Annotated in this window: 3 protein-coding genes; all 3 read left to right on the plus strand. The window is 71.4% G+C overall.

The window, feature by feature from the left end; all coding sequences use genetic code 11:
• A partial coding sequence (locus JK364_RS52515; protein WP_201858578.1) for a condensation domain-containing protein occupies nt 1-2,698 on the plus strand: 2,698 nt, incomplete at its 5' end.
• A complete protein-coding gene (locus JK364_RS52520) occupies nt 2,695-23,208 on the plus strand; it encodes a non-ribosomal peptide synthase/polyketide synthase (RefSeq protein ID WP_201858579.1) in 20,514 nt (6,837 codons plus the stop codon). The genes JK364_RS52515 and JK364_RS52520, both read left to right, overlap by 4 nt.
• A 1-nt stretch (nt 23,209) precedes the next feature.
• A partial coding sequence (locus tag JK364_RS52525) for a condensation domain-containing protein (RefSeq protein ID WP_230993889.1) occupies nt 23,210-24,724 on the plus strand: 1,515 nt, incomplete at its 3' end.

Here is a 24,724-nt window from a genome sequence, read left to right on the forward strand (position 1 = left end):
TGTGGACGCGGGTGTGGTGGCGTTGCAGTTCGCGTCGTTCAGCTTTGACGCCGCCGTCCTCGACGTCGCCGTCACGCTTGCGGCTGGTGGCACTTTGGCCGTGGCGAGCGCGGAGGAGCGCAAGGATCCGCAGGCGCTGGCGGAGATGGTGGGCCGGTGTGGCGTGCGGGTGGCGAGTGTGGTGCCGTCGCTGCTCGGGGTGCTGGATCCGGATGCCGTGGCGGGCGTGGGCAATTGGGTGCTGGGTGCGGAGCGGTTGAGTGCGGAGCTGGCTGGTCGGTGGTCGGCGGGTGCGCGGGTGTGGAACACGTACGGGCCGACCGAGGCCACCGTCATCACCACCGCCACCGCCATGCCCCTCGATCCCGAGCTGGGTACGGCCCCGCCGATAGGCCGCCCTCTGCCCAACAACAAGGTGTTCGTGCTGGACACCTTCCTCAAGCCGGTTCCCGTAGGCGTCACGGGTGAGGTCTATATCGCCGGTGCTGGTCTGGCCCGGGGTTATATCGGTCGGCCGGGGCTATCGGCGGAGCGGTTCGTCGCGTGTCCGTTCGCTGTTCCGGGCAGCAGGATGTATCGCAGTGGCGACCTGGCGAAGTGGACCGCTGACGGTGATCTGGTCTTCGCGGGTCGGGTCGATGAGCAGGTCAAGGTCCGTGGTTTCCGTGTTGAGCCCGGTGAGATCGAGGCGGTGGTAGGGGCCTGTGAGGGTGTGGGGCAGGTTGCGGTGGTGGTCCGGGAGGACGTGCCGGGGGACAAGCGGCTGGTCGCGTATGTGGTTCCCGGCGGGGAGCTGGACGTGGCGGCCGTGCGGGAGTTCGCGGCGGACCGGTTGCCGGAGTACATGGTCCCGACGGTCATGGCGCTGGACGCGCTGCCGTTGACGGTCAACGGCAAGCTGGACCGCGCCGCGCTCCCCGCTCCCGGCACCGCCGAGATGACGTCGGGCCGGGCCGCCGAGACGCCGACTGAAGAGATCCTCTGTGGGCTCTTCGCCGAGGTGCTCGGCCTCGACGATGTCAGTGCCGACGCGTCGTTCTTCGAGCTCGGCGGTGACTCGATCATGTCGATGCTGCTGGTGTCGAGGGCGCGTAAAGCGGGCCTGGTGGTCAGCGCCCGGCAGGTGTTCGAGCGACGGACTCCGGCCGACCTGGCCGTGGCGGCCCGTGATGTGGCCACTGCCGATGGTCTGGAGGGGAGTGGCGACACGAGCACCGGCGAGGTGCCGTTGACCCCCGTGATGCATGAGCTGCTGCTCCGGGCCGGAGCGGAGCGCATACGTGGGGTGTTCCAGTCGACCGTGGTGATGGTTCCGGCGGGGACGCGGCTGGAGACGCTGACCAGTGCCGTACAGGCGGTGGCCGAACACCACGACATTCTGCGGGCCCGACTGGACACCGAGCCCGAGCCCCGCCTCCTCGTCCCCCCGACCGTGTCCGTGGCCCCGTGGGTGCACCGAGTCGACGCGAGTGCGGCCGGGGCCGACCTCGAGCGCCTGATCGCCGAGCAGTCGCGGGCCGCCGCGGACCGGCTCGAACCGCGGGCCGGGGTGATGGCGCAGGTGGTCTGGTTCGACCTCGGCCCGAGCACTCCCGGACGGCTCCTGCTCGTCGTCCACCACCTCGCCGTGGACACGCTCTCCCTCCGCATCCTCGTCCCGGACCTCGCCCAGGCATACGCGGACTTGGCCGCCGGCCGTGCGGTCGTCCTGGAGCCGGTGCCCACCTCCTTCCGGCACTGGGCCCGCGCCCTGCGGGCCGAAGCCACCGGCCAGCCACGGCTCGCCGAGCTCCCCGCCTGGACCCGACTGCTGCGCGGCTCCGACGCGCCACTCGGCGGGCGCCCCCTGGACCCGGCCCGCGACGTGGGTGCCACGCTGCGGCGGGTCTCCGTGACGGCGTCGGCGGAGCTCACCGCCACTCTGCTGACGGCGGTCCCGGCCGCCTTCCACGCCGGGATCGACGATGTGCTGCTCACCGCTCTGGCCTCCGCCGTCGCGGAGTGGCGGCGGCACCGCGGGCAGCATGCGCGGAACGGGGTCCTCGTGGACGTGGAAGGCCACGGCCGGACGTCCGGCGGTCTCGATCTGGCCCGTACGGTGGGCTGGTTCACCAGCACGTACCCCGTACGACTCGACCCCGCGACACAGGACTTCGCCGGGCTGCGCGGTGGCGGGTCCGTGGCGGGACGGGCCGTCAAGCACATCAAGGAACAACTCCGTGCCGTCCCGGGTGACGGCCTCGGCCACGGCCTGCTCCGCCATCTCAATCCGGAGACCGCGCCCACCCTCGCCGCCCTGCCCACCGCCCAGATCGGCTTCACCTACCTGGGCCGCTTCGCCGACGGGACACCGGAGCAGACGGCCGCCGCCTGGTCCGCCGCCCCCGAAGGCGGTCTCGGCGGCGGAGTGGGCGACGAGGTCCCGCTGGCCCACGCCCTGGAGGCGGTCGGCCTGGTCCGCGACCTGCCGGACGGCCCGCTGCTCACCTTGACACTCGCCTGGCCCCAGCACCTCCACCACACAGACGACATGCGACGACTCGCCGACGGCTGGCTGGCGATGCTCACCGGCCTCGCCACCCACACCACCGGCTCCGGCGGCGGCCACACACCGTCGGACTTCTCACTCATCACGCTCGACCAGAGCCAGATCGACGCGCTCGAAGCGGAACTCGCGGACAAGGGGGGAGCACGATGACTCAGATGCGAGTCCAGGACGTCTGGCCGCTGTCGCCGCTGCAGGAGGGCCTGCTCTTCCACGCGGTGTACGACGAGCGGGGCATCGACGTCTATGTCGAGCAGCTCGTGCTGGACCTGGAGGGCAAGCTGGACCCCGCGGTGCTGCGCGACGCGTGGCAGGCGCTGCTCGACCGGCACGAGAGCCTGCGCGCGGGCTTTCGGCAGCTGGCCGGGGTGGCACAGCCGGTGCAGGTCATCGCCCGGGACGTGGAGCTGCCGTGGCGGGAGGAGGACCTGTCCGGGCTCGATGCTGATGTCGCCCGTGCGGAGTCGGAGCGGTTGGGGATCGGGGAGCGGGAGCGGCGTTTCGACCTTGCGGTGCCGCCGTTGCTGAGGGTGTTGCTGGTCAGGGTCGGGCCGGATGAGTACCGGATGATGGTCACGCTGCATCACATCCTGCTGGATGGCTGGTCGCTGCCGGTGCTGATGCGGGAGTTGTGGACGTGTTACGAGGCCGGGGGCAGCGCCCGTGGCCTTCCGCCCGTCACCCCGTACCGCGACTACCTCGCCTGGCTCGCCCGCCAGAACAAGGAAGCCGCGCGGGACGCATGGCGGCAGGAGCTGACGGGCGCGGACGAGCCGACGCTGGTGGCACCGGGCGGACAGTCCACTGCCCCGGTCGCCTCCGGCAAGGCGGCCACCGACGCCGGTGCGGAACTCGCCGGCCGGCTGCGGGACCTCGCCCGCCGCAACGGCCTGACCCTGAACACCGTGATCCAGGCCGCCTGGGCCGTTGTGCTCGGTCGACTCACCGGCCGCCGCGATGTGGTGTTCGGCGCGACGGTGGCGGGGCGTCCCGCCGACCTGCCGGGCATGGAGAGCATGCTGGGGCTCTTCATCAACACGCTGCCCGTACGCGTGCGCTTGGACCCGGCGCGTACGGTCGCCGAACTGCTCGCGGAGCTGCAGGAACGGCAGTCGGCGTTGCTGGACCACCAGCATCTGAGCCTCACCGAGATCCAGCGGCGGACCGGGCCCGGCGCGACGTTCGACACCATCATGGCGTTCGAGAACCACCCCATCGGGGCGCAGGACTCCACGGCGGCGGCCGCTGGGCTGCGGATCACCGGCACGGCGATGCGCGAGTCCACCAACTTCCCGCTCTCGCTGGGCGTCCACCCGACGGAAGAGCTGCGGCTGCGGCTGGACTACCGCCCGGACCTGTTCGACCCCGAGGCGGCTCAGGGGCTCCTTGACCGTTTGGTGCGCGTGCTGGGGCAGATGGCGGCCGATCCGGAGAGGTTGGTCGGTCGGCTTGATGTGCTGGGGGAGGCGGAGTGGTCGCGGGTGGTGGCGGAGTGGAATGCCACGGAGACGACACTGCCCGGCGGTTCGATCGTGGAGCGCATCGAGGCGCGGGTTGCGGCGACGCCGGATGTGATGGCGGTGCGATGCGGTGAAGTGGCCCTGTCGTACGGGGAGGTGGACCGGCGGGCGAATCGGTTGGCGCGGTTGCTGAGCGGTGCTGGTGTGGGTCGGGAGTCGCGGGTGGCGCTGTGTCTGCCGAGGTCGGTGGACATGGTGGTGGCGGAGCTGGCGGTGTGGAAGGCGGGTGGTGCGTTCGTTCCGCTGGACCCGGAGTATCCGGCGGACCGGTTGGGTTTCGTGATCGCGGACAGTGGCGCCGAAGTGGTCCTCGGTACGCCCGACTGCCTCACCGACGTCCCCCTCGGTAACGCCCGCGCCATCCTCCTGGAGGGGGCTGACGCCTTCTCGGCGGAGCCGTTGGGGACGGTCATTGTGCCGGGTCAGTTGGCGTATGTGATCTATACGTCGGGTTCGACGGGGCGGCCGAAGGGTGTGGCTGTCGCGCATGGTGGTGTGGCGAATCTGGCCGAGGCGATGCGTCCGGTGTTGGGGATGGACGCGGGTGTGGTGGCGTTGCAGTTCGCGTCGTTCAGCTTCGACGCCGCCGTCCTCGACGTCGCCGTCACCCTTGCCGCTGGTGGCACCCTCGCCGTCGCCACCACCGCCGAGCGCAACGACCTGCGGGCGCTGGCGGAGATGGTCGGCCGGTGTGGCGTGCGGGTGGCGAGTGTGGTGCCGTCGCTGCTCGGGGTGCTGGATCCGGAGGCTGTGCCGGGTGTGGGCAATTGGGTGCTGGGTGCGGAGCGGTTGAGTGCGGAGCTGGCTGGTCGGTGGTCGGCGGGTGCGCGGGTGTGGAACACGTACGGGCCGACCGAGGCCACCGTCATCACCACCGCGACCGCCACTCCGCTGGACGCCACGCTGGAGGAGGCCCCGCCGATAGGCCGTCCCCTCCCCAACGCCCGCGTCTATGTGCTCGACGCGTTCCTCAAGCCGGTTCCCGTAGGCGTCATGGGCGAGGTGTACATCGCCGGTGCTGGTCTGGCCCGGGGCTACATCGGTCGGCCGGACCTGTCCGCCGAGCGGTTCGTCGCGTGTCCGTTCGCCGCCCCGGGCGGCCGGATGTATCGCAGTGGCGACCTGGCCAAGTGGACCGAAGCGGGTGACCTGGTCTTCGCGGGTCGGGTCGATGAGCAGGTCAAGGTCCGTGGTTTCCGCGTCGAGCCCGGTGAGATCGAGGCCGTCCTCAGCGGCCACCCGGCCGTGGCCCAGGCCGCCGTGGTCATCCGCGAGGACCGCCCCGGGGACCGGCGCCTCGTCGCCTATGTGGTGCCCGCCGGTGAGCTCGACCCGGCGGCCCTGCGCCGTCTCGCCGCCGACCGGCTGCCCGAGTACATGATCCCGGTCATCGTGGCCCTCGACGCGCTGCCGCTCACCGTCAACGGCAAGCTGGACCGCGCCGCCCTTCCCGCCCCCGACACCGCGGGCACCCCCGAGGGCCGCGCGCCCGCCACCCCCACCGAGGAGATCCTCTGCGGGCTCTTCGCCGAAGTCCTCGGGCTGAACCAGGTGGGCGCCGACACCTCCTTCTTCGAGCTCGGCGGCGACTCCCTCCTCGCCATGCGGCTCATCGCCCGCATCCGCCCCGTCCTCGACAGCGAACTGCGCATCGCCGATCTGTTCGCCACCCCGACCGTCGCCGACACCGCCCGCCGGATCGACGCCGAGCACGGCGACGCACGGCCACCGCTGGAGCCGCAGCCGCGCCCCCAGCACCCCGAGCACCTGCCGCTGTCGTACGGGCAGCAGCGGATGTGGTTCCTCAACCGGCTCGCGACCACCGGCCAGGGCGCAGGGGCCGCCAAGGGTGCCGAGGAGGCAGAGGCCGCCGGGGCCGCCGGGGCCGCCGGGGGCATCGCGGGTGTCTACAACATGCCCCTCGCGCTACGCCTCTCCGGCCACCTCGACACCGGCGCGCTGGAAGCCGCCCTCGCCGATGTCGCCGACCGCCACGAGAGCCTGCGCACGGTGTTCCCGGAGACCGACGGCGTTCCGCGGCAGCGGGTGCTGGACGGCCCCGTGGCGCATCCGCCACTCGTGGTCGCCGACCTCCCCGCGGACCAAGTCGAGGCGGAGCTGAGCGCGTACGCCGGGCGCGGCTTCGAGCTCAGCACCGAACTGCCTTGGCGGGCACGGCTGTTGGTCACCGGACCCACCGAGTACGTGCTGCTCATCGTGGCGCACCACATCGCCGCCGACGGCTGGTCGATGGGCGTTCTCGCGCGGGACCTCAGCACGGCCTACGCCGCCCGTCGGCAGGGCCGGGCGCCGGTGTGGGAGCCGCTGCCGGTGCAGTACGCCGACTTCGCCCTCTGGCAGCGGCGGCTGCTGGGGGAGCGGGGCGACGCGGACAGCCTGCTGAGCGACCAGCTCGCCTACTGGCACGACGCCCTCGCCGACGCGCCGCAGGAGCTGGCGCTTCCGGCCGACCGGCCGCGCCCGGCGGTGTCGTCGTACGCGGGCGGCCTGGTCCCCGTACGGATCGACGCCCCCACCCACGCCCGCCTCGTCGGGCTCGCGCAGCGCGGTGGGGCCACGGTGTTCATGGTCGTGCACGCCGCGCTGGCGGCGCTCCTCGCCCGCATGGGCGCGGGCACGGACATCCCCATCGGCACGGCCACCGCGGGCCGTGGCGACGCCGCGCTGGACGGACTGACCGGCTTCTTCGTCAACACGCTCGTGCTGCGCACCGACCTGAGCGGCAACCCCGCCTTCACCGAACTCCTGGCCCGGGTGCGGGAGACCGACCTGGCCGCGTACGCCCACCAGGACGTGCCCTTCGAGCATCTCGTCGAGGACCTCGCGCCCTCGCGCTCGCTGTCCCGCAACCCGCTGTTCCAGGTCATGCTGTCGCTCCGGAACGTTCCGCCCGCGCAGTGGGACCTGCCCGGCCTCCAGGTCCGGCCCACCCCGCCCGGCTCCCTCGCCGCCCGCTTCGACCTGTCCGTCGACCTGTCCGAACACCGCGACGAGGACGGCGGCCCGGCCGGTATCGGCGGTGACATCTTCTACGCCACCGAGCTGTTCGACGAGGCCACCGTCCAGGCCCTGGCCCGGCGGCTGGCGGCGGTGCTGGAGCAGATCGCCGCCGATCCCACCATGCCCCTCAGCCGGCTGCGGATCCTCGACCCGGCCGAGCGGGCGACCGTCGTCCAGGACTGGAACCACACGGCCCGCAGCGTGCCGGAGGGCACGCTGGCCGAGCTGTTCGAGGCACAGGTGCGGCGAACACCCGATGCCCTGGCCGTCGTCGGCGCGGAGCACGGCCTGACGTACGCGGAACTGGAGGAGCGCGGCAACCGGCTGGCACACGAGCTGATCGCCCGTGGCATCGGCCCCGAGGACCTGGTCGGCGTGGCCATGGAGCGGTCCGTCGAGCTGATGGCCGTGCTGCTGGCGGTGGTCAAGGCGGGCGCGGGCTATCTGCCCATAGACCCCCGGTATCCGGCGCGGCGGATCGCCTTCATGCTGGCCGACGCCCGGCCGAGGCTGGTGCTGTGCACCGACGGGACCGAGGCCGCGCTGGGTGCCGACACGCCGCCCTGCCTGGTCCTCGACGCCCCGGAGGTGACCGCCGCGCTGGCGACACGCCCGGCCACCGCCCCCGGCGACGCCGACCGCGTCCGGCCGCGGCGGCTGGCGCACCCCGCGTACGTCATCTACACCTCCGGCTCCACCGGCACCCCGAAGGGCGTCGTGGTGACCCACGGCGGAGTGGGCAGCCTGGCGGCGAGCCACATCACCCGGTTCGGGTCCGGGCCCGGCGCACGCGTCCTGCAGTTCGCCTCGCCCAGCTTCGACGCCGCGTTCGCCGAGTTCTGCACCGCCCTGCCCGCCGGGGCCACCCTCGTCATGGCGGACCGGGACATGCTGCCGCCGTACGGGTCGCTGGCAGACGTCGCCGCCGAGTTCGGCGTGACCCATCTGACCGCGCCGCCGTCCGTGCTCGCCGCCGCCGGCGAACTGCCCGCCACCGTGACCACCGTCGCGGCCGCGGGCGAGGTGTGCCCGCCCGCGCTGGTGGCACGGCTGGCGCCGGGGCGGCGGATGCTGAACGCGTACGGCCCCACCGAGGCCACCGTCTGCGTCACCCTGAGCGACCCGCTCACCCCGGCCGACGCCGACGCCCCCGTGCCGATCGGACGCCCGCTCGAGAACGGGCAGACGTATGTCCTGGACGAGTTTCTGCAGCCCGTCCCCGCCGGTGTCATGGGAGAGCTCTACCTGGCCGGCCCCGGCCTGGCCCGCGGCTATCTCGGCCGCTCGGCGCTGACCGCCGAGCGCTTCGTGGCCTGCCCGTTCGCCGCCGCCGACGAACCCGGCGCCCCCGGCGGGCGGATGTACCGCACCGGTGACCTGGCCCACTGGACCCCCGACGGCCAACTCGTCGTCGTCGGACGGGCCGACACCCAGATCAAGATCCGTGGCTTCCGGGTGGAACCTGGCGAGATCGAGGCCGTCCTCGCCACCCACCCGACCGTCCGCCGGTCCGCCGTCGTGGTCCGCGAGGACCGCCCCGGGGACCGTCGGCTCGTCGCCTACGTCGTCCCCGACGAGGACGCGGACCCGGCCGGACTACGGCAGTACGTGGCGGAACGGCTGCCCGACCACCTGGTTCCGGCCGCCGTGATGACACTCGACTCCCTCCCCGTCACGGTGAACGGCAAGCTCGACCGCGACGCCCTGCCCGCCCCCGACTACGCGGGCCTGACCGGCCGCCGCGCCCCCGCCACCCCCATCGAAGAGGCGCTGTGCGGGCTGTTCGCCGACATCCTCGGCCTCGACCAGGTCGGCGTCGACGCGTCGTTCTTCGCGCTGGGCGGCGACTCGCTGCAGGCCATGCGGCTGATCGCCCGGATCCGCGCCGTCCTGGACACCGAGCTGAGCATCCGGCAGCTGTTCGCCGAGCCGACCGCCGCCGGCGTCGCCCGGCAGCTCACTCGTGGGAGCGGTGTGCGGCTCCCGCTCACCCCGCAGCCCCGGCCGGAGGTCGTACCACTGTCGTTCGGGCAGCGGCGGATGTGGTTCGTCAACCAGATGGAGGAGGCCCAAGAGGGCGGCGAGGCCGCGTACAACCTGCCGCTGCGCTACCGCGTCTCCGGCGACCTCGACCTGCCCGCGCTCGAAACCGCCCTGGGCGACCTCGCCGACCGGCACGAGAGCCTGCGCACGGTCTACCCCGAAACGGACGGCGTGCCGCGCCAGCACGTCCTCGACCCCTCGGCCGGACGCCCGCGCATGGCCGTCCTCGACACCCCCGCCGACCGGGTCGAGCAGGTGCTCGCCGAGCAGACCGAGGAGCGCTTCGACCTCAGCGCCGACCTCCCGTGGCGGATCCGGCTGCTGAGGACCGCTCCCGCTGAGCACGTCCTGCTGATCGTCGCGCATCACATCGCGGTGGACGGCTGGACGATGGACCTGCTGCTCAAGGACCTGGAAGTGGCGTACGCCGCCCGTCGGGAGGGGCGGGCGCCGGTGTGGGAGCCACTGCCGGTGCAGTACGCCGACTACGCGCTCTGGCAACGCCGTCTCCTCGGCGACCTGGACACCCCCGACAGCCTGATCAGCGCCCAGCTGGACCACTGGCGACGGGCCCTGGCCGACGCACCCCAGGAGCTGGCACTTCCGGCCGACCGCTCCCGGCCCGCCGTGTCCTCGCACCGTGGCGGGGCGGCCGGGGTACGGATCGATGTGCCCACCCATGCCCGGCTCGTGGAGCTCGCCCGACGCGGCGACGCCACGATGTTCATGGTCGTGCACGCCGCGCTGGCGCTGTTGCTGTCGCGGATGGGTGCGGGGAAGGACCTTCCGATCGGCACGGCGGTCGCGGGGCGTGGCGACGCGGCGCTGGACGGGCTGGCCGGTTTCTTCGTCAACACGCTCGTCCTGCGGACCGATATGAGCGGTGACCCGACCTTCGCGGAGCTGCTGGCCCGGGTCCGGGAGACCGACCTGGCCGCCTACGCACACCAGGACCTGCCCTTCGAGCACCTCGTCGAGGAACTCAACCCCACCCGCTCACTGGCCCGGCACCCGCTGTTCCAGGTGATGCTCTCCGTACAGACGATGCCGCCCCAGGACTGGAAACTGCCGGGCGTCGAGGTGCGGCCGATGACGCCCGGGGCCGCGGCGGCCCGGGTCGACCTGTCGCTGACCCTGGCCGAACACCGGGACGGCGAGGGCAACCCCGCGGGGATCGACGGCGATCTGCTGTATGCCACGGACCTCTTCGACGAGGCCACCGCGCACACGATGGCGGAGCGGCTGGTCCGGGTGCTGGAGCAGGCCGCCTCGGATCCGGCGGCTCGGGTGAGTGAGGTCGAGGTGCTGGGGTGCGGTGAGCGGGAGCGGGTGGTGGAGGGGTGGAACGAGACCGCTGCTGAGGTGCCGGTGGGGTCGTTGGGTGAGCTGTTCGACGCCCAGGTGGCCGTGTCGCCGGATGCGGTGGCGGTGGTGGGTGCGGGTGGTGAGGAGTGGTCGTACGGGGAGTTGGGGGATCGGGCGGATCGGGTGGCGGGTGTGTTGGGTGCGTGGGGTGTGGGGCGGGGTGATTTGGTTGCTGTGGTGTTGGAGCGGTCGGTGGATGTGGTGGCGGTGTTGTTGGGGGTGGTGAAGGCGGGGGCGGGGTTTGTGCCGGTGGATCCGGCGTATCCGGTGGAGCGGATCGGGTGGATGGTCGAGGATTCGGCACCTGCGCTCGTCGTGTGTTCGGAGGGGACCCGTGGATTGGTTCCGTCCGGGGTGGAGTGTCTGGTGTGGGGTTCGTCTGCGGAGGGGGAATCGGCGGCTGCGGTTTCGGTGGATGTCGATGATGTGGCGTATGTGATCTATACGTCGGGGTCGACGGGGCGGCCGAAGGGTGTGGCGGTGACGCATCGTGGCATCGGCAACCTGGCGGCGGCGCAGATCGAGCGGTTCGCGGTGGACGCGGATGCGCGGGTGTTGCAGTTGGCGTCGTTGAGTTTTGATGCCGCGGTGTCCGAGATGTGTATGGCGTTGCTTTCGGGTGGCGCGTTGGTGATGGCGGGTGTGGACAGGTTGTCGCCGCGGGGGTCGTTGGGTGAGGTGGTGGCGGAGTTCGGTGTGACGCATGTGACGGTGCCGCCGTCGGTGTTGGCGACGGTGGAGGAGCTGCCGGGGAGTCTGCGGACGTTGGTGGTTGCGGGTGAGGTGTGTCCGCCGGGGTTGGTGGCGCGGTGGGGGTCTGGGCGGCGGATGGTCAATGCGTACGGGCCGACCGAGGTGACCGTATGCGCGACGATGAGTGGGCCTTTGGAGCCGTCCGGGTCGGTGCCGATCGGCCGTCCGATCGCCAACACCGCTGTCTACGTACTGGACGAGCAACTGCGGCCAGTTCCCGTGGGTGTGCTGGGTGAGCTGTATGTCGCGGGGCCGGGGCTGGCTCGTGGCTACCTCGGCCGCCCCGGGCTGACCGCGGAGCGCTTCGTGGCCTGCCCGTTCACGCACGGGCGGATGTATCGCACCGGCGACCTCGCCAAGTGGACCGGGGACGGCCGGCTCGTCTTCGGCGGCCGGACGGACGACCAGGTGAAGGTGCGTGGCTTCCGCGTCGAGCCGGGAGAGATCGAGGCCGTTCTCGCCGGACACCGGAGTGTCGGCCACGTCGCCGTCGTCGTACGGGAGGACCGCCCCGGCGACCGGCGGCTGGTCGCCTATGTCGTCCCTGACGGGGATGTGGACACCGGCGGGCTGCGGGAGTACGTGGCCGAGCGGCTGCCGGACCACATGGTCCCCGCGGCCGTCGTCGCCCTGGGCGCCCTCCCGGTCACCGTCAACGGCAAGCTGGATCGCGCCGCCCTCCCGGCCCCCGACTTCACGGACGCCGCCGAGGGGCGCGGCCCGGCCACTCCCAATGAAGAGATCCTCAGCAGTCTCTACGGTGAGGTTCTCGGCCTGGAGTGGGTCGGCGCCGACGCCTCCTTCTTCGAGCTGGGCGGCGACTCCCTGCTCGCGATGCGGCTCATCGCCCGCATCCGCGCCGTCCTCGACGCCGAGGTCAGCATCGGCGATCTGTTCGCCACCCCGACCGTCGCCGGCGTCGCCCAACTGGTGGGCGAACTCGGCGGCGAGTCCCGGGCGCCGCTGATGGCGCGGTCGCGGCCCGAGGTGTTGCCGCTGTCGTTCGAGCAGCAGCGGATGTGGTTCCTGAACCGGCTCGAAACCACCGGCGAGGGGGCCGCGTACAACCTCCCCCTGGCTCTGCGGCTCCGCGGCGACCTCGACATCCCCGCGCTGGAGGCCGCCCTCGGCGATGTCGCCGACCGGCACGAGAGCCTGCGTACGATCTTCCCGGAGACCTCGGGCGTCCCCCGCCAGCAGATTCTGCACGGCGCGGCGGGCCGACCCTCGCTGACGGTGGTGCACACCGCCGCGGACGAGGTGCCCGCGCAGCTCGGGGCGTACGCGAACCAGCCGTTCGACGTCCGTACCGAACTGCCCTGGCGCGTAGGCCTCTTGGCGATCGGCCCGGCCGAATACGTCCTCATGGGCGCCGTCCACCACATCGCCGCCGACGGCTGGTCGATGGGCATCCTCGCGGGCGACATCGGTACCGCCTACGCGGCCCGGCGCGCGGGCCGACTGCCCGGGTGGGACCCCCTGCCCGTGCAGTACGGGGACTACGCCCTGTGGCAGCGCGAGGTGCTGGGCGACCTCGGCGATCCGCAGAGTGTGATCAGTGGACAGCTGGACTACTGGCGGCGGGCGCTCTCCGGTGTCCCGCAGGAGCTGGACCTGCCGACCGACCGGCACCGACCCGCGGTGTCCTCTTTCACCGGCGGCGAAATGCCGTTCGAGGTGAACGCGGAGACTCACGCCCGGCTGGTGGAGCTCGCCCAGCGCGGCCGGGCGACGATGTTCATGGTGATGCACACGGCGCTGGCGGTTGTGCTGTCGCGGATGGGTGCGGGTACGGACATCCCCATCGGTACGGCGACGGCGGGCCGTGGTGACGCGGCGCTGGACGGGCTGGCCGGGTTCTTCATCAACACCCTGGTGCTGCGCACCGACCTGAGCGGCGACCCGTCGGCCACCGAACTGCTCGCCCGCGTGCGGGAGGCCGATCTGGCCGCGTACGCGCATCAGGACGTGCCGTTCGAGCGGCTGGTCGAGGACCTCAACCCCACCCGGTCGCTGGGCCGGCACCCGCTCTTTCAGGTATCGCTCACCATGCAGAACCTGCCGCAGGGCCGTCGGCCGTGGGAGCTGACCGGGCTGGAGGTGAGCGGCCTCCCGGCCGCCTCTCCGGCGGCCCGGTTCGATCTGTCGGCGACGGTGGCCGAGCGCCGCGACCAGGAGGGTGCGCCGACGGGGCTGATGGGCTCGCTGCTCTACGCGACCGATCTGTTTGACGAGGGCACGGTGCGGTTGTTGGCGGGGCGGTTGGTGCGGGTGTTGGAGCAGGTGGCGGCTGATCCTGGGGTGCGGCTGAGCGAGATTGATGTGTTGGGGGAGGGTGAGCATTCGCGGGTGGTGGGGGAGTGGAATGCCACTGAGCGTTCGGTGTCCGGGGTGTCGTTGGTGGAGTTGTTCGCGGCGCGGGTGGTGGAGGCGCCGGATGCGGTGGCGGTGGTGGGGGCGGACGGTCGGGAGTGGTCGTACGGGGAGTTGGCCGAGTGGTCGGATCGGGTGGCGGGTGCTTTGGCTGTGCGGGGTGTGGGGCGTGGTGATCTGGTGGGTGTGGTGATGGAGCGGTCGGTGGAGTTGGTGGCGGTGTGGCTGGGTGTGGTGAGGGTGGGTGCTGGGTTTGTGCCGGTGGATGTGGGGTGGCCGGTGGCGCGGCGGGGGTTGGTGTTGGGGCAGGTGGGGTTGGTGGTGGCGGATCGGGGTCTTGGGGTGCCGGGTGCCGTGGCGGTGGATGAGCTGTTCGAGGGGACGGGTGGTGCGCCGGAGGTGGTGGTTTCGGCGGAGGATGTGGCGTATGTGATGTTCACGTCTGGTTCGACGGGTGTGCCGAAGGGTGTGGCGGTCAGCCATGGTGCGGTGGTCGCGTTGGTGGTGGATGGGTGTTGGAGTGCGGCGGCGCGTGGTCGGGTGTTGATGCATGCGCCGCATGCGTTTGATGTGGCGGTTTTTGAGGTGTGGGTGCCGTTGGTGAGTGGTGGTCGGGTGGTGGTGGCGCCGTCGGGTCGGGTGGATGCAACGGTGTTGGCGGGTTTGGTGAAGGCGTATGGGTTGACGGCTGTGCATGTGACGGCTGGTTTGTTTGGTGTGCTGGCGGAGGAGTCGCCGGAGTGTCTGTCGGGGCTGGTGGAGGTGCTGACGGGTGGCGATGTGGTGCCTGCGGGTGCGGTGGCTCAGGTCAAGGCCGCTTGCCCGGGGATCGAGATCCGGCATTTGTACGGTCCGACCGAGGCCACCTTGTGTGCCACGACGTACGCGGTGGCTCCTGAGGCCGAGGCTCCGGCGGTGTTGCCGATCGGTCGGCCGCGCGACAACACCAAGGCATTCGTCCTCGACGAATACCTGAAGCCCGTCCCGGTCGGGGTGAGGGGCGAGCTCTATCTCGCCGGAGCCGGACTCGCCCGTGGGTACACGGGACACCCTCGCCTCACGGCCGAGCGCTTCGTCGCCGCACCCTTCGCCGAGCCGGGTGCACGTATGTATCGCACTGGCGACCTTGCGCGATGGACGGCTGACGGTGAGTTGCTGTTCGCGGGTCGGGCGGATGAGCAGGTGAAGATCCGTGGTTTCCGGGTGGAGCCGGGTGAGATCGAGGCCGTGCTTGCCGCGCACGAGAGCGTGGGTCAGGTCGCGGTCGTCGTGCGTGAGGACCGGCAGGGCGACAAGCGCCTGGTGGCCTACGTCGTACGTAACGGGGATGGCGAGAGCGGTCTGACCGGGCTGCGGGAGTACGTGGCCGAGCGGCTCCCCGAGTACATGGTCCCGGCGGCCGTGATGGCCATTGACACTCTCCCCGTCACCGCCAACGGCAAGCTGGACCGTGCCGCCCTCCCCGTCCCCGAGTTCGGCGGCGCCACCGGGCGCGGCCCCGCCACCCCGGTCGAGGAGATCGTCGCAGGGGTCTTCGGCGAGGTGCTCGGGCTGGACTGGGTGGACGCGGAGGCATCCTTCTTCGAGCTGGGCGGCGACTCCCTGCTCGCCATGCGGCTCATCGCCCGCATCCGCGCCGTCCTGGGGGCGGAGCTCACCATCGGGGAGCTCTTCGCGGCCTCCTCGGCCGCCGGCGTGGCCCGGCTGGTGGACGCGGCAACCGGCCAGACGCACGCCGCGCTGACGTCGCGGCCCCGGCCGGAGGTGTTGCCGCTGTCGTTCGAGCAGCAGCGGATGTGGTTCCTCAATCAGCTCGAAGGCGCGGGCGAGGGCGCGGCGTACAACCTGCCCCTGGCCCTGCGGATGTCCGGCGAACTGGACCTCGCGGCGCTGGAGGCCGCGCTGGGCGACGTCGCCGACCGGCACGAGAGCCTGCGCACCATCTACCCGGCGAGCGAAGGCGTCCCGCGTCAGCAGGTGCTCGAAGGCACCGCGGGCAGGCCGCCGCTGGTCGTGGTGGACACCACCGAGGACGAGATCGCCGACACCCTTACGGCTCATGTGGGCCGTGGCTTCGATGTCAGCGTCGATCTGCCCTGGCGGATCCGGCTGCTCAGGACCGGCCCCACGGACTACATCCTGCTGATCGTGGCGCACCACATCGCGGTGGACGGCTGGTCGATGGGCGTCCTCGCGCAGGATCTGGAGACCGCCTACACCGCCCGCCACCAGGGCCGACTCCCGGGCTGGGAGCCGCTGCCCGTGCAGTACGCGGACTACGCGCTCTGGCAGCGCGAGGTGCTGGGCGACCTCGGCGATCCGCAGAGTGTGATCAGTGGACAGCTGGACCACTGGCGGCGGGCGCTCGCCGGCGCACCGGAGGAGCTGGACCTGCCGACCGACCGGCCCCGACCGGCCACGCCGACGTTCCGCGGGCGCACCCTGCCGGTGGAGGCGGACGCGGAGACCCACGCCCGGCTGGTGGAGCTGGCGCGGCGCGGCCGGGCGACGATGTTCATGGTCGTGCACGCGGCGCTGGCGGTTGTGCTGTCGCGGATGGGTGCGGGTACGGACATCCCCATCGGTACGGCGACGGCGGGTCGCGGTGACGCGGCGCTGGACGGGCTGGCCGGGTTCTTCATCAACACCCTGGTGCTGCGCACCGACCTGAGCGGCGACCCGGGCTTCGATGAGCTGCTGGCCCGGGTGCGAGAGGCCGATCTGGCGGCGTACGCGTATCAGGATGTGCCGTTCGAGCGGCTGGTCGAGGACCTCAACCCGACCCGGTCGCTCTCCCGAAACCCGCTCTTCCAGATCACGCTCGTCCTCCAGAACCTGCCCGTGTCCCAGGGCCGGTGGAATCTGCCCGGGCTGCGGGTCGGCCCGCTGGAGGCCACCTCGCAGGAGTCCACCGCGAAGTTCGACCTGTCGCTGACCCTGGCCGAACGACGCGACAGCGAAGGCGATCCGGCCGGGCTCGTGGGTGGGCTGTTGTATGCGACCGATCTGTTTGACGAGGGCACGGTGCGGTTGTTGGCGGGGCGGTTGGTGCGGGTGTTGGAGCAGGTGGCGGCTGATCCTGGGGTGCGGGTCAGTGGGATTGATGTGTTGGGGGAGGGTGAGCGTTCGCGGGTGGTGGGGGAGTGGAATGCCACTGAGCGTGCGGTGTCCGGGGTGTCGTTGGTGGAGTTGTTCGCGGCGCGGGTGGTGGAGGCGCCGGATGCGGTGGCGGTGGTGGGTGCCGGCGGCGAGGAGTGGTCGTACGCGGAGCTCGCGGAGCGTGCGGAGCGGGTGGCGGGTGCTTTGGCTGTGCGGGGTGTGGGGCGTGGGGATCTGGTGGGTGTGGTGATGGAGCGGTCGGTGGAGTTGGTGGCGGTGTGGCTGGGTGTGGCGAGGGTGGGTGCTGGGTTTGTGCCGGTGGATGTGGGGTGGCCGGTGGCGCGGCGGGGGTTGGTGTTGGGGCAGGTGGGGTTGGTGGTGGCGGATCGGGGTCTGGGCGTGCCGGGTGCGGCGGCGGTGGATGAGCTGTTCGAGGGGACGGGTGGTGCGCCGGAGGTGGTGGTTTCGGCGGAGGATGTGGCGTATGTGATGTTCACCTCCGGCTCCACGGGTGTGCCGAAGGGTGTGGCGGTCAGTCATGGTGCGGTGGCCGCGTTGGTGGTGGATGGGTGTTGGAGTGCGGCGGCGCGTGGTCGGGTGTTGATGCATGCGCCGCATGCGTTTGATGTGGCGGTTTTTGAGGTGTGGGTGCCGTTGGTGAGTGGTGGTCGGGTGGTGGTGGCGCCGCCGGGTCGGGTGGATGCGGCGGTGTTGGCGGGTTTGGTGAAGGCGTATGGGTTGACGGCTGTGCATGTGACGGCTGGGTTGTTTGGTGTGCTGGCGGAGGAGTCGCCGGAGTGTCTGTCGGGGCTGGTGGAGGTGCTGACGGGTGGCGATGTGGTGCCTGCTGGTGCGGTTGCCCAGGTCAAGGCCGCTTGCCCGGGGATCGAGATCCGGCACTTGTACGGTCCGACCGAGGCCACTTTGTGTGCCACGACGTACGCGGTGGCTCCTGAGGCGGTGGCTCCGGCGGTGTTGCCGATCGGTCGGCCGCGTGACAACACCAAGGCGTTCGTCCTCGACGAATACCTCAACCCCGTGCCCCCGGGCGTCAAGGGCGAGCTCTATCTCGCGGGTGCCGGGCTCGCAAACGGCTATCTCAGTCGGCCGGGGCTGTCGGCGGAGCGCTTCGTAGCGTGCCCGTTCACGGGTGGGCGGATGTATCGCACCGGCGACCTGGTGCGGTGGACGGCCGATGGTGAGCTGGTATTCGCGGGCCGGGCGGATGAGCAGGTGAAGATCCGTGGTTTCCGGGTGGAACCGGGTGAGATCGGAGCAGTGCTCGCCGCGCATGAGAACGTGGGCCAGGTCGCGGTCATCGTCCGCGAGGACCGGCAGGGCGACAAGCGCCTCGTGGCCTACGTCGTACCCAACGGCGACAGCGAGAGTGATCTGACCGGGCTGCGGGAGTACGCGGCCGAGCGGCTTCCCGAGTACATGGTCCCGGCCACCCTGGTCCCCCTGGACACCCTCCCCGTCACCGCCAACGGCAAGCTGGACCGCGCCGCACTCCCCGCCCCCGACTTCGCCGGTACCACCTCCGGCCGGGGCCCGGCGACGCCGACCGAGGAGATCCTCTGCGGGCTCTTCGCCGAGGTGCTGGGCCTGGAGCGGGTCGGCGCGGAGGACTCGTTCTTCGAGCTGGGCGGCGATTCTCTGCTTGCCATGCGGTTGCTCGCCCGGATCCGGTCGGTGCTGGACACCGACATCGGGATCGGCAAGCTGTTCACGGCGCCGACGGTGGCCGGGGTCGCCCGGCTGCTCGACGCCCGCGAGGACGGCACCACCCGGGCCGCGCTGACGGCGCGGGCCCGGCCGGAGGTGTTGCCGCTCTCGTACGCCCAGCAGCGGATGTGGTTCCTCAACCGGCTCGAAGGCGTCGGCGAAGGCGCGGGCTACAACCTGCCGCTGGCGCTGCGGATTTCGGGAGACCTGGACATCGCCGCCCTGGAGGCCGCGCTGGGCGATGTCGCCGACCGGCACGAGAGCCTGCGCACGATCTTCCCCGAGACGGACGGCGAGCCCCGGCAGCAGGTGCTGGAGGGCGACGCGGGCCGGCCGCCGCTGATCGTCGTGGAGACCACACCGGACGAACTCGGTGCGACACTCGCGGCGCACTCCGGGCGTGGCTTCGAGCTGAGCGCCGATCTGCCGTGGCGCATCCGGCTGTTGGTGACCGGGCCCATGGAGTACGTGCTGCTGATCGTGGCGCATCACATCGCGGTGGACGGCTGGTCGATGGGCGTGTTGGCGCGGGACATCGGCGTGGCGTACGCCGCCCGTCGGGCGGGTGGCGCGCCGGGGTGGGAGCCGCTGCCGGTGCAGTACGCGGACTACGCGCTCTGGCAGCGCGAGGTGCTGGGCGACCTCGAGGACCCGGACAGCGTGATCACCGGCCAGTTGGACTACTGGAGCACGGCCTTGGCCGACGCCCCCCAGGAGCTGACGCTGCCGACCGACCGGCCGCGCCCGCCCACGTCCTCCTTCCGGGGCGGCTCGGTGCCCCTGCGGGTGGACGCCGAGACCCATGCCCGGCTGGTGGCGGCCGCACAGCAGGGCAACGCCACCATGTTCATGGTCGCCCAGGCCGCACTGGCTGTGCTGCTGGCCCGGCTGGGCGCGGGTACGGACATCCCCATCGGCACCGCGATCGCAGGGCGTGGCGACGAGGCCATGGACGCCCTGGCCGGGTTCTTCGTCAACACGCTGGTCTTGCGGACGGACGTCAGCGCCGACCCGACGTTCAGCGAGGTGCTGGCGCGTGTGCGGGAGACCGATCTGGCCGCGTACGCGCATCAGGACGTGCCGTTCGAGCGGCTGGTGGATGTGCTGAGCCCAGAGCGGTCGCTGGCGCGCAACCCGCTGTTCCAGGTCATGCTGGCGCTCCAGAGCGCCGCGCCGGAGAAGTGGGAGCTGCCCGGCTTGGAGGTCGACACGCTGCCGTCGACCGCGGACCCCGTGGCCCGCTTCGATCTGTCGCTGACACTGATCGAGCACCGTGATGGTGTGGGGGCGCCGGCGGGGTTGGGCGGGGCGTTGCTGTATGCGGTGGATTTGTTTGACGAGGGTACGGCGCGGGGGTTGGTGGGGCGGTTGGTGCGGGTGTTGGAGGCGGTGGCGGTTGATCCGGGGGTGCGGGTCAGTGAGGTCGATGTGTTGGGGGAGGTGGAGCGGGCTCGGGTGGTGGCGGAGTGGAATGCCACGGGGGCTGAGCTGCCTGGCGGTTTGATTGTGGAGCGTATCGAGGCGTGGGTTGCGGTGGCGCCGGGTGTGGTGGCGGTGCGGTGTGGTGGTGAGTCGGTGTCGTATGGGGAGTTGGATCGGCGGGCGAATCGGTTGGCGCGGTTGCTGAATGGCGCTGGTGTGGGTCGGGAGTCGCGGGTGGCGCTGTGTCTGCCGAGGTCGGTGGATGTGGTGGTGGCGGAGTTGGCGGTGTGGAAGGCGGGTGGTGCGTTCGTTCCGTTGGATCCGGAGTATCCGGCGGATCGGTTGGGTTTTGTGATCGCGGACAGTGGTGCCGAGGTGGTCCTGGGTACGGCTGATTGCCTTGATGGTGTCCCGCTCGGTGATGCGCGCGCGGTGCTTCTCGAGGGGGCTGATGCCTTCTCGGCGGAGCCGTTGGGGACGGTCATTGTGCCGGGCCAGTTGGCGTATGTGATCTATACGTCGGGTTCGACGGGGCGGCCGAAGGGTGTGGCTGTCGCGCATGGTGGTGTGGCGAATCTGGCCGAGGCGATGCGTCCGGTGCTGGGGATGGACGCGGGTGTGGTGGCGTTGCAGTTCGCCTCCTTCAGCTTTGACGCCGCTGTTCTCGATGTCGTCGTGACGTTGGCTGCTGGTGGCACTCTCGCGGTGGCGAGTGCGGAGGAGCGCAAGGATCCGCGGGCGCTGGCCGAGATGATCGACCGGTGTGGCGTGCGGGTGGCCAGTGTGGTGCCGTCGCTGCTCAGGGTGCTGGAACCGGACGTCGTGCCCGGTGTCAGCAATTGGGTGCTGGGCGCCGAACGGCTGAGCGCGGAGTTGGCCGGGCGGTGGTCGGCGGGTGCGCGGGTGTGGAACACATACGGGCCGACCGAGGCCACCGTCATCACCACCGCGACCGCCACTCCGCTGGACGCCACGCTGGAGGAGGACCCGCCGATAGGCCGTCCCCTCCCCAACGCCCGCGTCTATGTGCTCGACCAGTTCCTCAAGCCGGTGCCCGTAGGCGTCACGGGTGAGGTCTATATCGCCGGTGCTGGTCTGGCCCGGGGTTATATCGGTCGGCCGGGGCTCTCCGCGGAGCGGTTCGTCGCGTGTCCGTTCGCTGCTCCGGGTGGGCGGATGTATCGCAGTGGTGACCTGGCGAAGTGGACCGCTGACGGTGATCTGGTCTTCGCGGGTCGGGTCGATGAGCAGGTCAAGGTCCGTGGTTTCCGTGTTGAGCCCGGTGAGATCGAGGCGGTGGTAGGGGCCTGTGAGGGCGTGGGGCAGGTCGCGGTGGTGGTTCGTGACGACGGGCCGGGGGACAAGCAGCTGGTCGCGTACGTGGTCCCCAACGGGGAGCTGGACGTGGCGGCGGTACGTGCGTTCGCCGCTGGGCGGCTGCCGGAGTACATGGTCCCGGCGGTCGTCGTGCTGGACGCGCTGCCGCTCACCGTCAACGGCAAGCTGGACCGCGCCGCGCTCCCGGCCCCCGATGCCACAGTCACCGTGGCGGGCCGGGGTCCGGCCACCGCGACCGAAGAGATCCTCTGCGGGCTCTTCGCCGAGGTGCTTGGCCTCGACGATGTCAGTGCCGACGCGTCGTTCTTCGAGCTCGGCGGTGACTCGATCATGTCGATGCTGCTGGTGTCGAGGGCGCGTAAGGCCGGTCTGGTGGTCAGCGCCCGGCAGGTGTTCGAGCGGCGAACTCCGGCGGAGCTGGCGCTGGTGGCCCATGATGCTTCTGCCCCCGGCGGCCTGGCGGGGAGCGGCGATCCGGGCACGGGTGAGGTGCCGTTGACGCCGGTCATGCATGAGCTGCTGGAGCGGGCCGAAGCAGGGCGTATAGGCGCGGTGTCCCAGTCCACGGTGGTGGTGGCTCCGGCGGGGATGCGGCTGGAGACGCTGACCGCTGCCGTTCAGGCGGTGGTCGAACACCACGACATTCTGCGGGCCCGACTGGACACCGAGCCCGAGCCCCGCCTCCTCGTACCCCTAACCGTGTCCGTGGCCACGTGGGTGCACCGGATCGATGCCAGTGCGGCCGGGGGTGACCTCGAGCGCCTGATCGCCGAGCAGTCGCGGGCGGCCGCGGAGCGGCTCGATCCGGGAGCGGGTGTGATGCTGCAGGTGGTCTGGTTCGACCTCGGGCCGGACACCCCCGGACGGTTGTTGATCCTCCTCAACCACCTGGTGGTGGACGGTGTCTCCTGGCGCGTCCTCGTGCCCGATCTGGCCGAGGCGTACACGGAGCTGGCCGCCGGCCGTGAGCTCGTGCTGGAGCCGGTGCCCACCTCCTTCCGGCACTGGGCCCGCGCCCTGCGGGCCGAAGCCACCGGCCAACAACGGCTCGCCGAACTCCCGGCCTGGGCACAGCTGTTGGAGGGCCACGCCCCCCTCCTCACCTCGCGGCCCGTGGACCCGGAGCGGGACCTTGGCGCCACCGTCCGGCAGCTGTCGGTGAAGGTGTCCACGGAGGTCACATCGGCGCTGCTGACCAGCGTGCCGACGGCGTTCCACGCGGGCGTTGACGACGTACTGCTGACCGGCCTGACCGCGGCGTTGGCCGAGTGGCGGCGCCGACAGGGCCAGGACACGGCTGGGGTCCTGCTGGACCTCGAAGGCCACGGCCGGGTCCCCACGGCGGAGGGAGTGGACCTGACGCGCACGGTCGGCTGGTTCACCAGCAGCTACCCGGTGCGGCTCGACGTCGGTGTCATCGACGTCATGGAGCTGCGCTCCGGCGGGGCCGCGGCGGGACGGGCCATCAAGCGTGTCAAGGAACAGCTCCGCGCGGTCCCGGCCGATGGGCTCGGCTACGGGATGCTCCGGTATCTCAACCCCGAGACCGCGCCCGCGCTCGCCGCCCTGCCCACCGCCCAGATCGGCTTCAACTACCTGGGCCGATTCCCCGGCCGGCAGAACCAGAGCACACAGGATCAGCAGCCCGTCGAGCAACATGCCTGGCAGACCGCCGGTGACGGTGGCCGAGGTGGCGGCACCAACGACCGGATCCCGGTCATGCACGCCCTGGAGGTCATGGGCGTCGTCCACGATCTGCCCGACGGCCCGCAGCTCTCCCTCATCGTGTCCTGGCCGTCCGAGCTGCTGGCGGACTCGGCCGCCCGGAACCTGCTGGACGGCTGGGCCGCGATGCTCACCGGGCTGGCCACGCACACCACGGACGTCGACGCCGACACCGGTATCGGTGGCCACACCCCCTCCGACTTCCCGTTGGTGGACATCAGCCAGAGCGAATTGGACGAGTTCGAAGCGACAGCGCAGCAGATGGACGAAGGAGCTTGAGATGACCGACTCCGCTCTGGTGGGGGTATGGCCGCTGTCGCCGCTGCAGGAGGGCCTGCTGTTCCACGCGGTGTACGACGAGGAGGGCATCGACGTCTACGTCGAGCAGATGATCACCGGCCTGGAGGGCAAGCTGGACTCCGCGGTGCTGCGGGCGTCCTGGCAGGCGCTGCTCGACCGCCACGAGAGCCTGCGCGCGGGCTTCCAGCGGCGCGCCTCCGGGGCCCCGGTTCAGCTCATCATGCGCCGGGTGACCCTGCCGTGGCGGGAGGAGGACCTGTCCGGGCTCGATGCTGATGTCGCCCGTGCGGAGTCGGAGCGGTTGGGGATCGGGGAGCGGGAGCGGCGTTTCGACCTTGCGGTGCCGCCGTTGCTGAGGGTGTTGCTGGTCAGGGTCGGGCCGGATGAGTACCGGATGATGGTCACGCTGCATCACCTCCTGTTGGACGGCTGGTCGCTGCCGGTGCTGATGCGGGAGTTGTGGACGTGTTACGAGGCCGGGGGCAGCGCACACGGACTGCCGCCCGTCACCCCGTACCGCGATTACCTCGCCTGGCTCGCCCGCCAGAACAAGGAAGAAGCCATGGCGGCCTGGCGGAAGACGCTGGCCGGGGCGGATGAGCCCACGCTGGTGGCCCCGGCCGAGTACAACGGGGCGCCGGCGCACTCCGCCATGGTGTCCGGCAGGGCGAGCAAGGAGCTGGACCAGGCGCTGCGCGACCTGACACGCCGCTTCCACGGCCTCACACTGAACACCGTCGTTCAGGCCGCCTGGGCTCTCGTCGTCGGCAAGCTGACCGGCCGACGGGATGTGGTGTTCGGCGCCAGCGTGGCCGGACGGCCGCTGGACCTGCCGGGCATGGAGAGCATGCTGGGGCTCTTCATCAACACCGTGCCCGTACGCGTGCGCTTCGACCCGGCGCAGTCGGTGGCCGAACTGCTGACGGAGCTGCAGGCCGAGCAGGCGGCGCTGGTGGACTACCAGTACCTGAGCCTCAGCGACATCCAGCGGCAGGCCGGGCCCGGGGCGACGTTCGACACCATCATGGCGTTCGAGAGCTTCCCCTCGGGCACGAACGCCCGGAAGCCGCCGGGCGGCCGGCCATCGGGTGATGAGGCCGAACGACGCGGACCGGGCGGCCTGAAGTTCACCGAGCATGGACTCCGGGAGTCGATCAATTACCCGCTCGGCCTGGTGGTCGGCCCGAGCGGAGGCCTGGGCATGCGGCTGAGCTACCGGCCGGACCTGTTCGACGAGGCGACGGCTCAGGGGCTGGTCGACCAGGTGCTCCGGGTGCTGGGGCAGATGGCGGCCGATCCGGAGACGTTGGTCGGTCGGCTGGATGTGGTGGGGGAGGTGGAGCGGGCTCGGGTGGTGGCGGAGTGGAATGCCACGGGGGCTGAGCTGCCCGGCGGTTTGATCCTGGAGCGTATCGAGGCGTGGGTTGCGGCGGCGCCGGGTGTGGTGGCGGTGCGGTGTGGTGGTGAGTCGGTGTCGTATGGGGAGTTGGATCGG

This window comes from Streptomyces endocoffeicus (genome assembly GCF_016741935.1).
Classification (GTDB): Bacteria; Actinomycetota; Actinomycetes; order Streptomycetales; family Streptomycetaceae; genus Streptomyces; species Streptomyces endocoffeicus.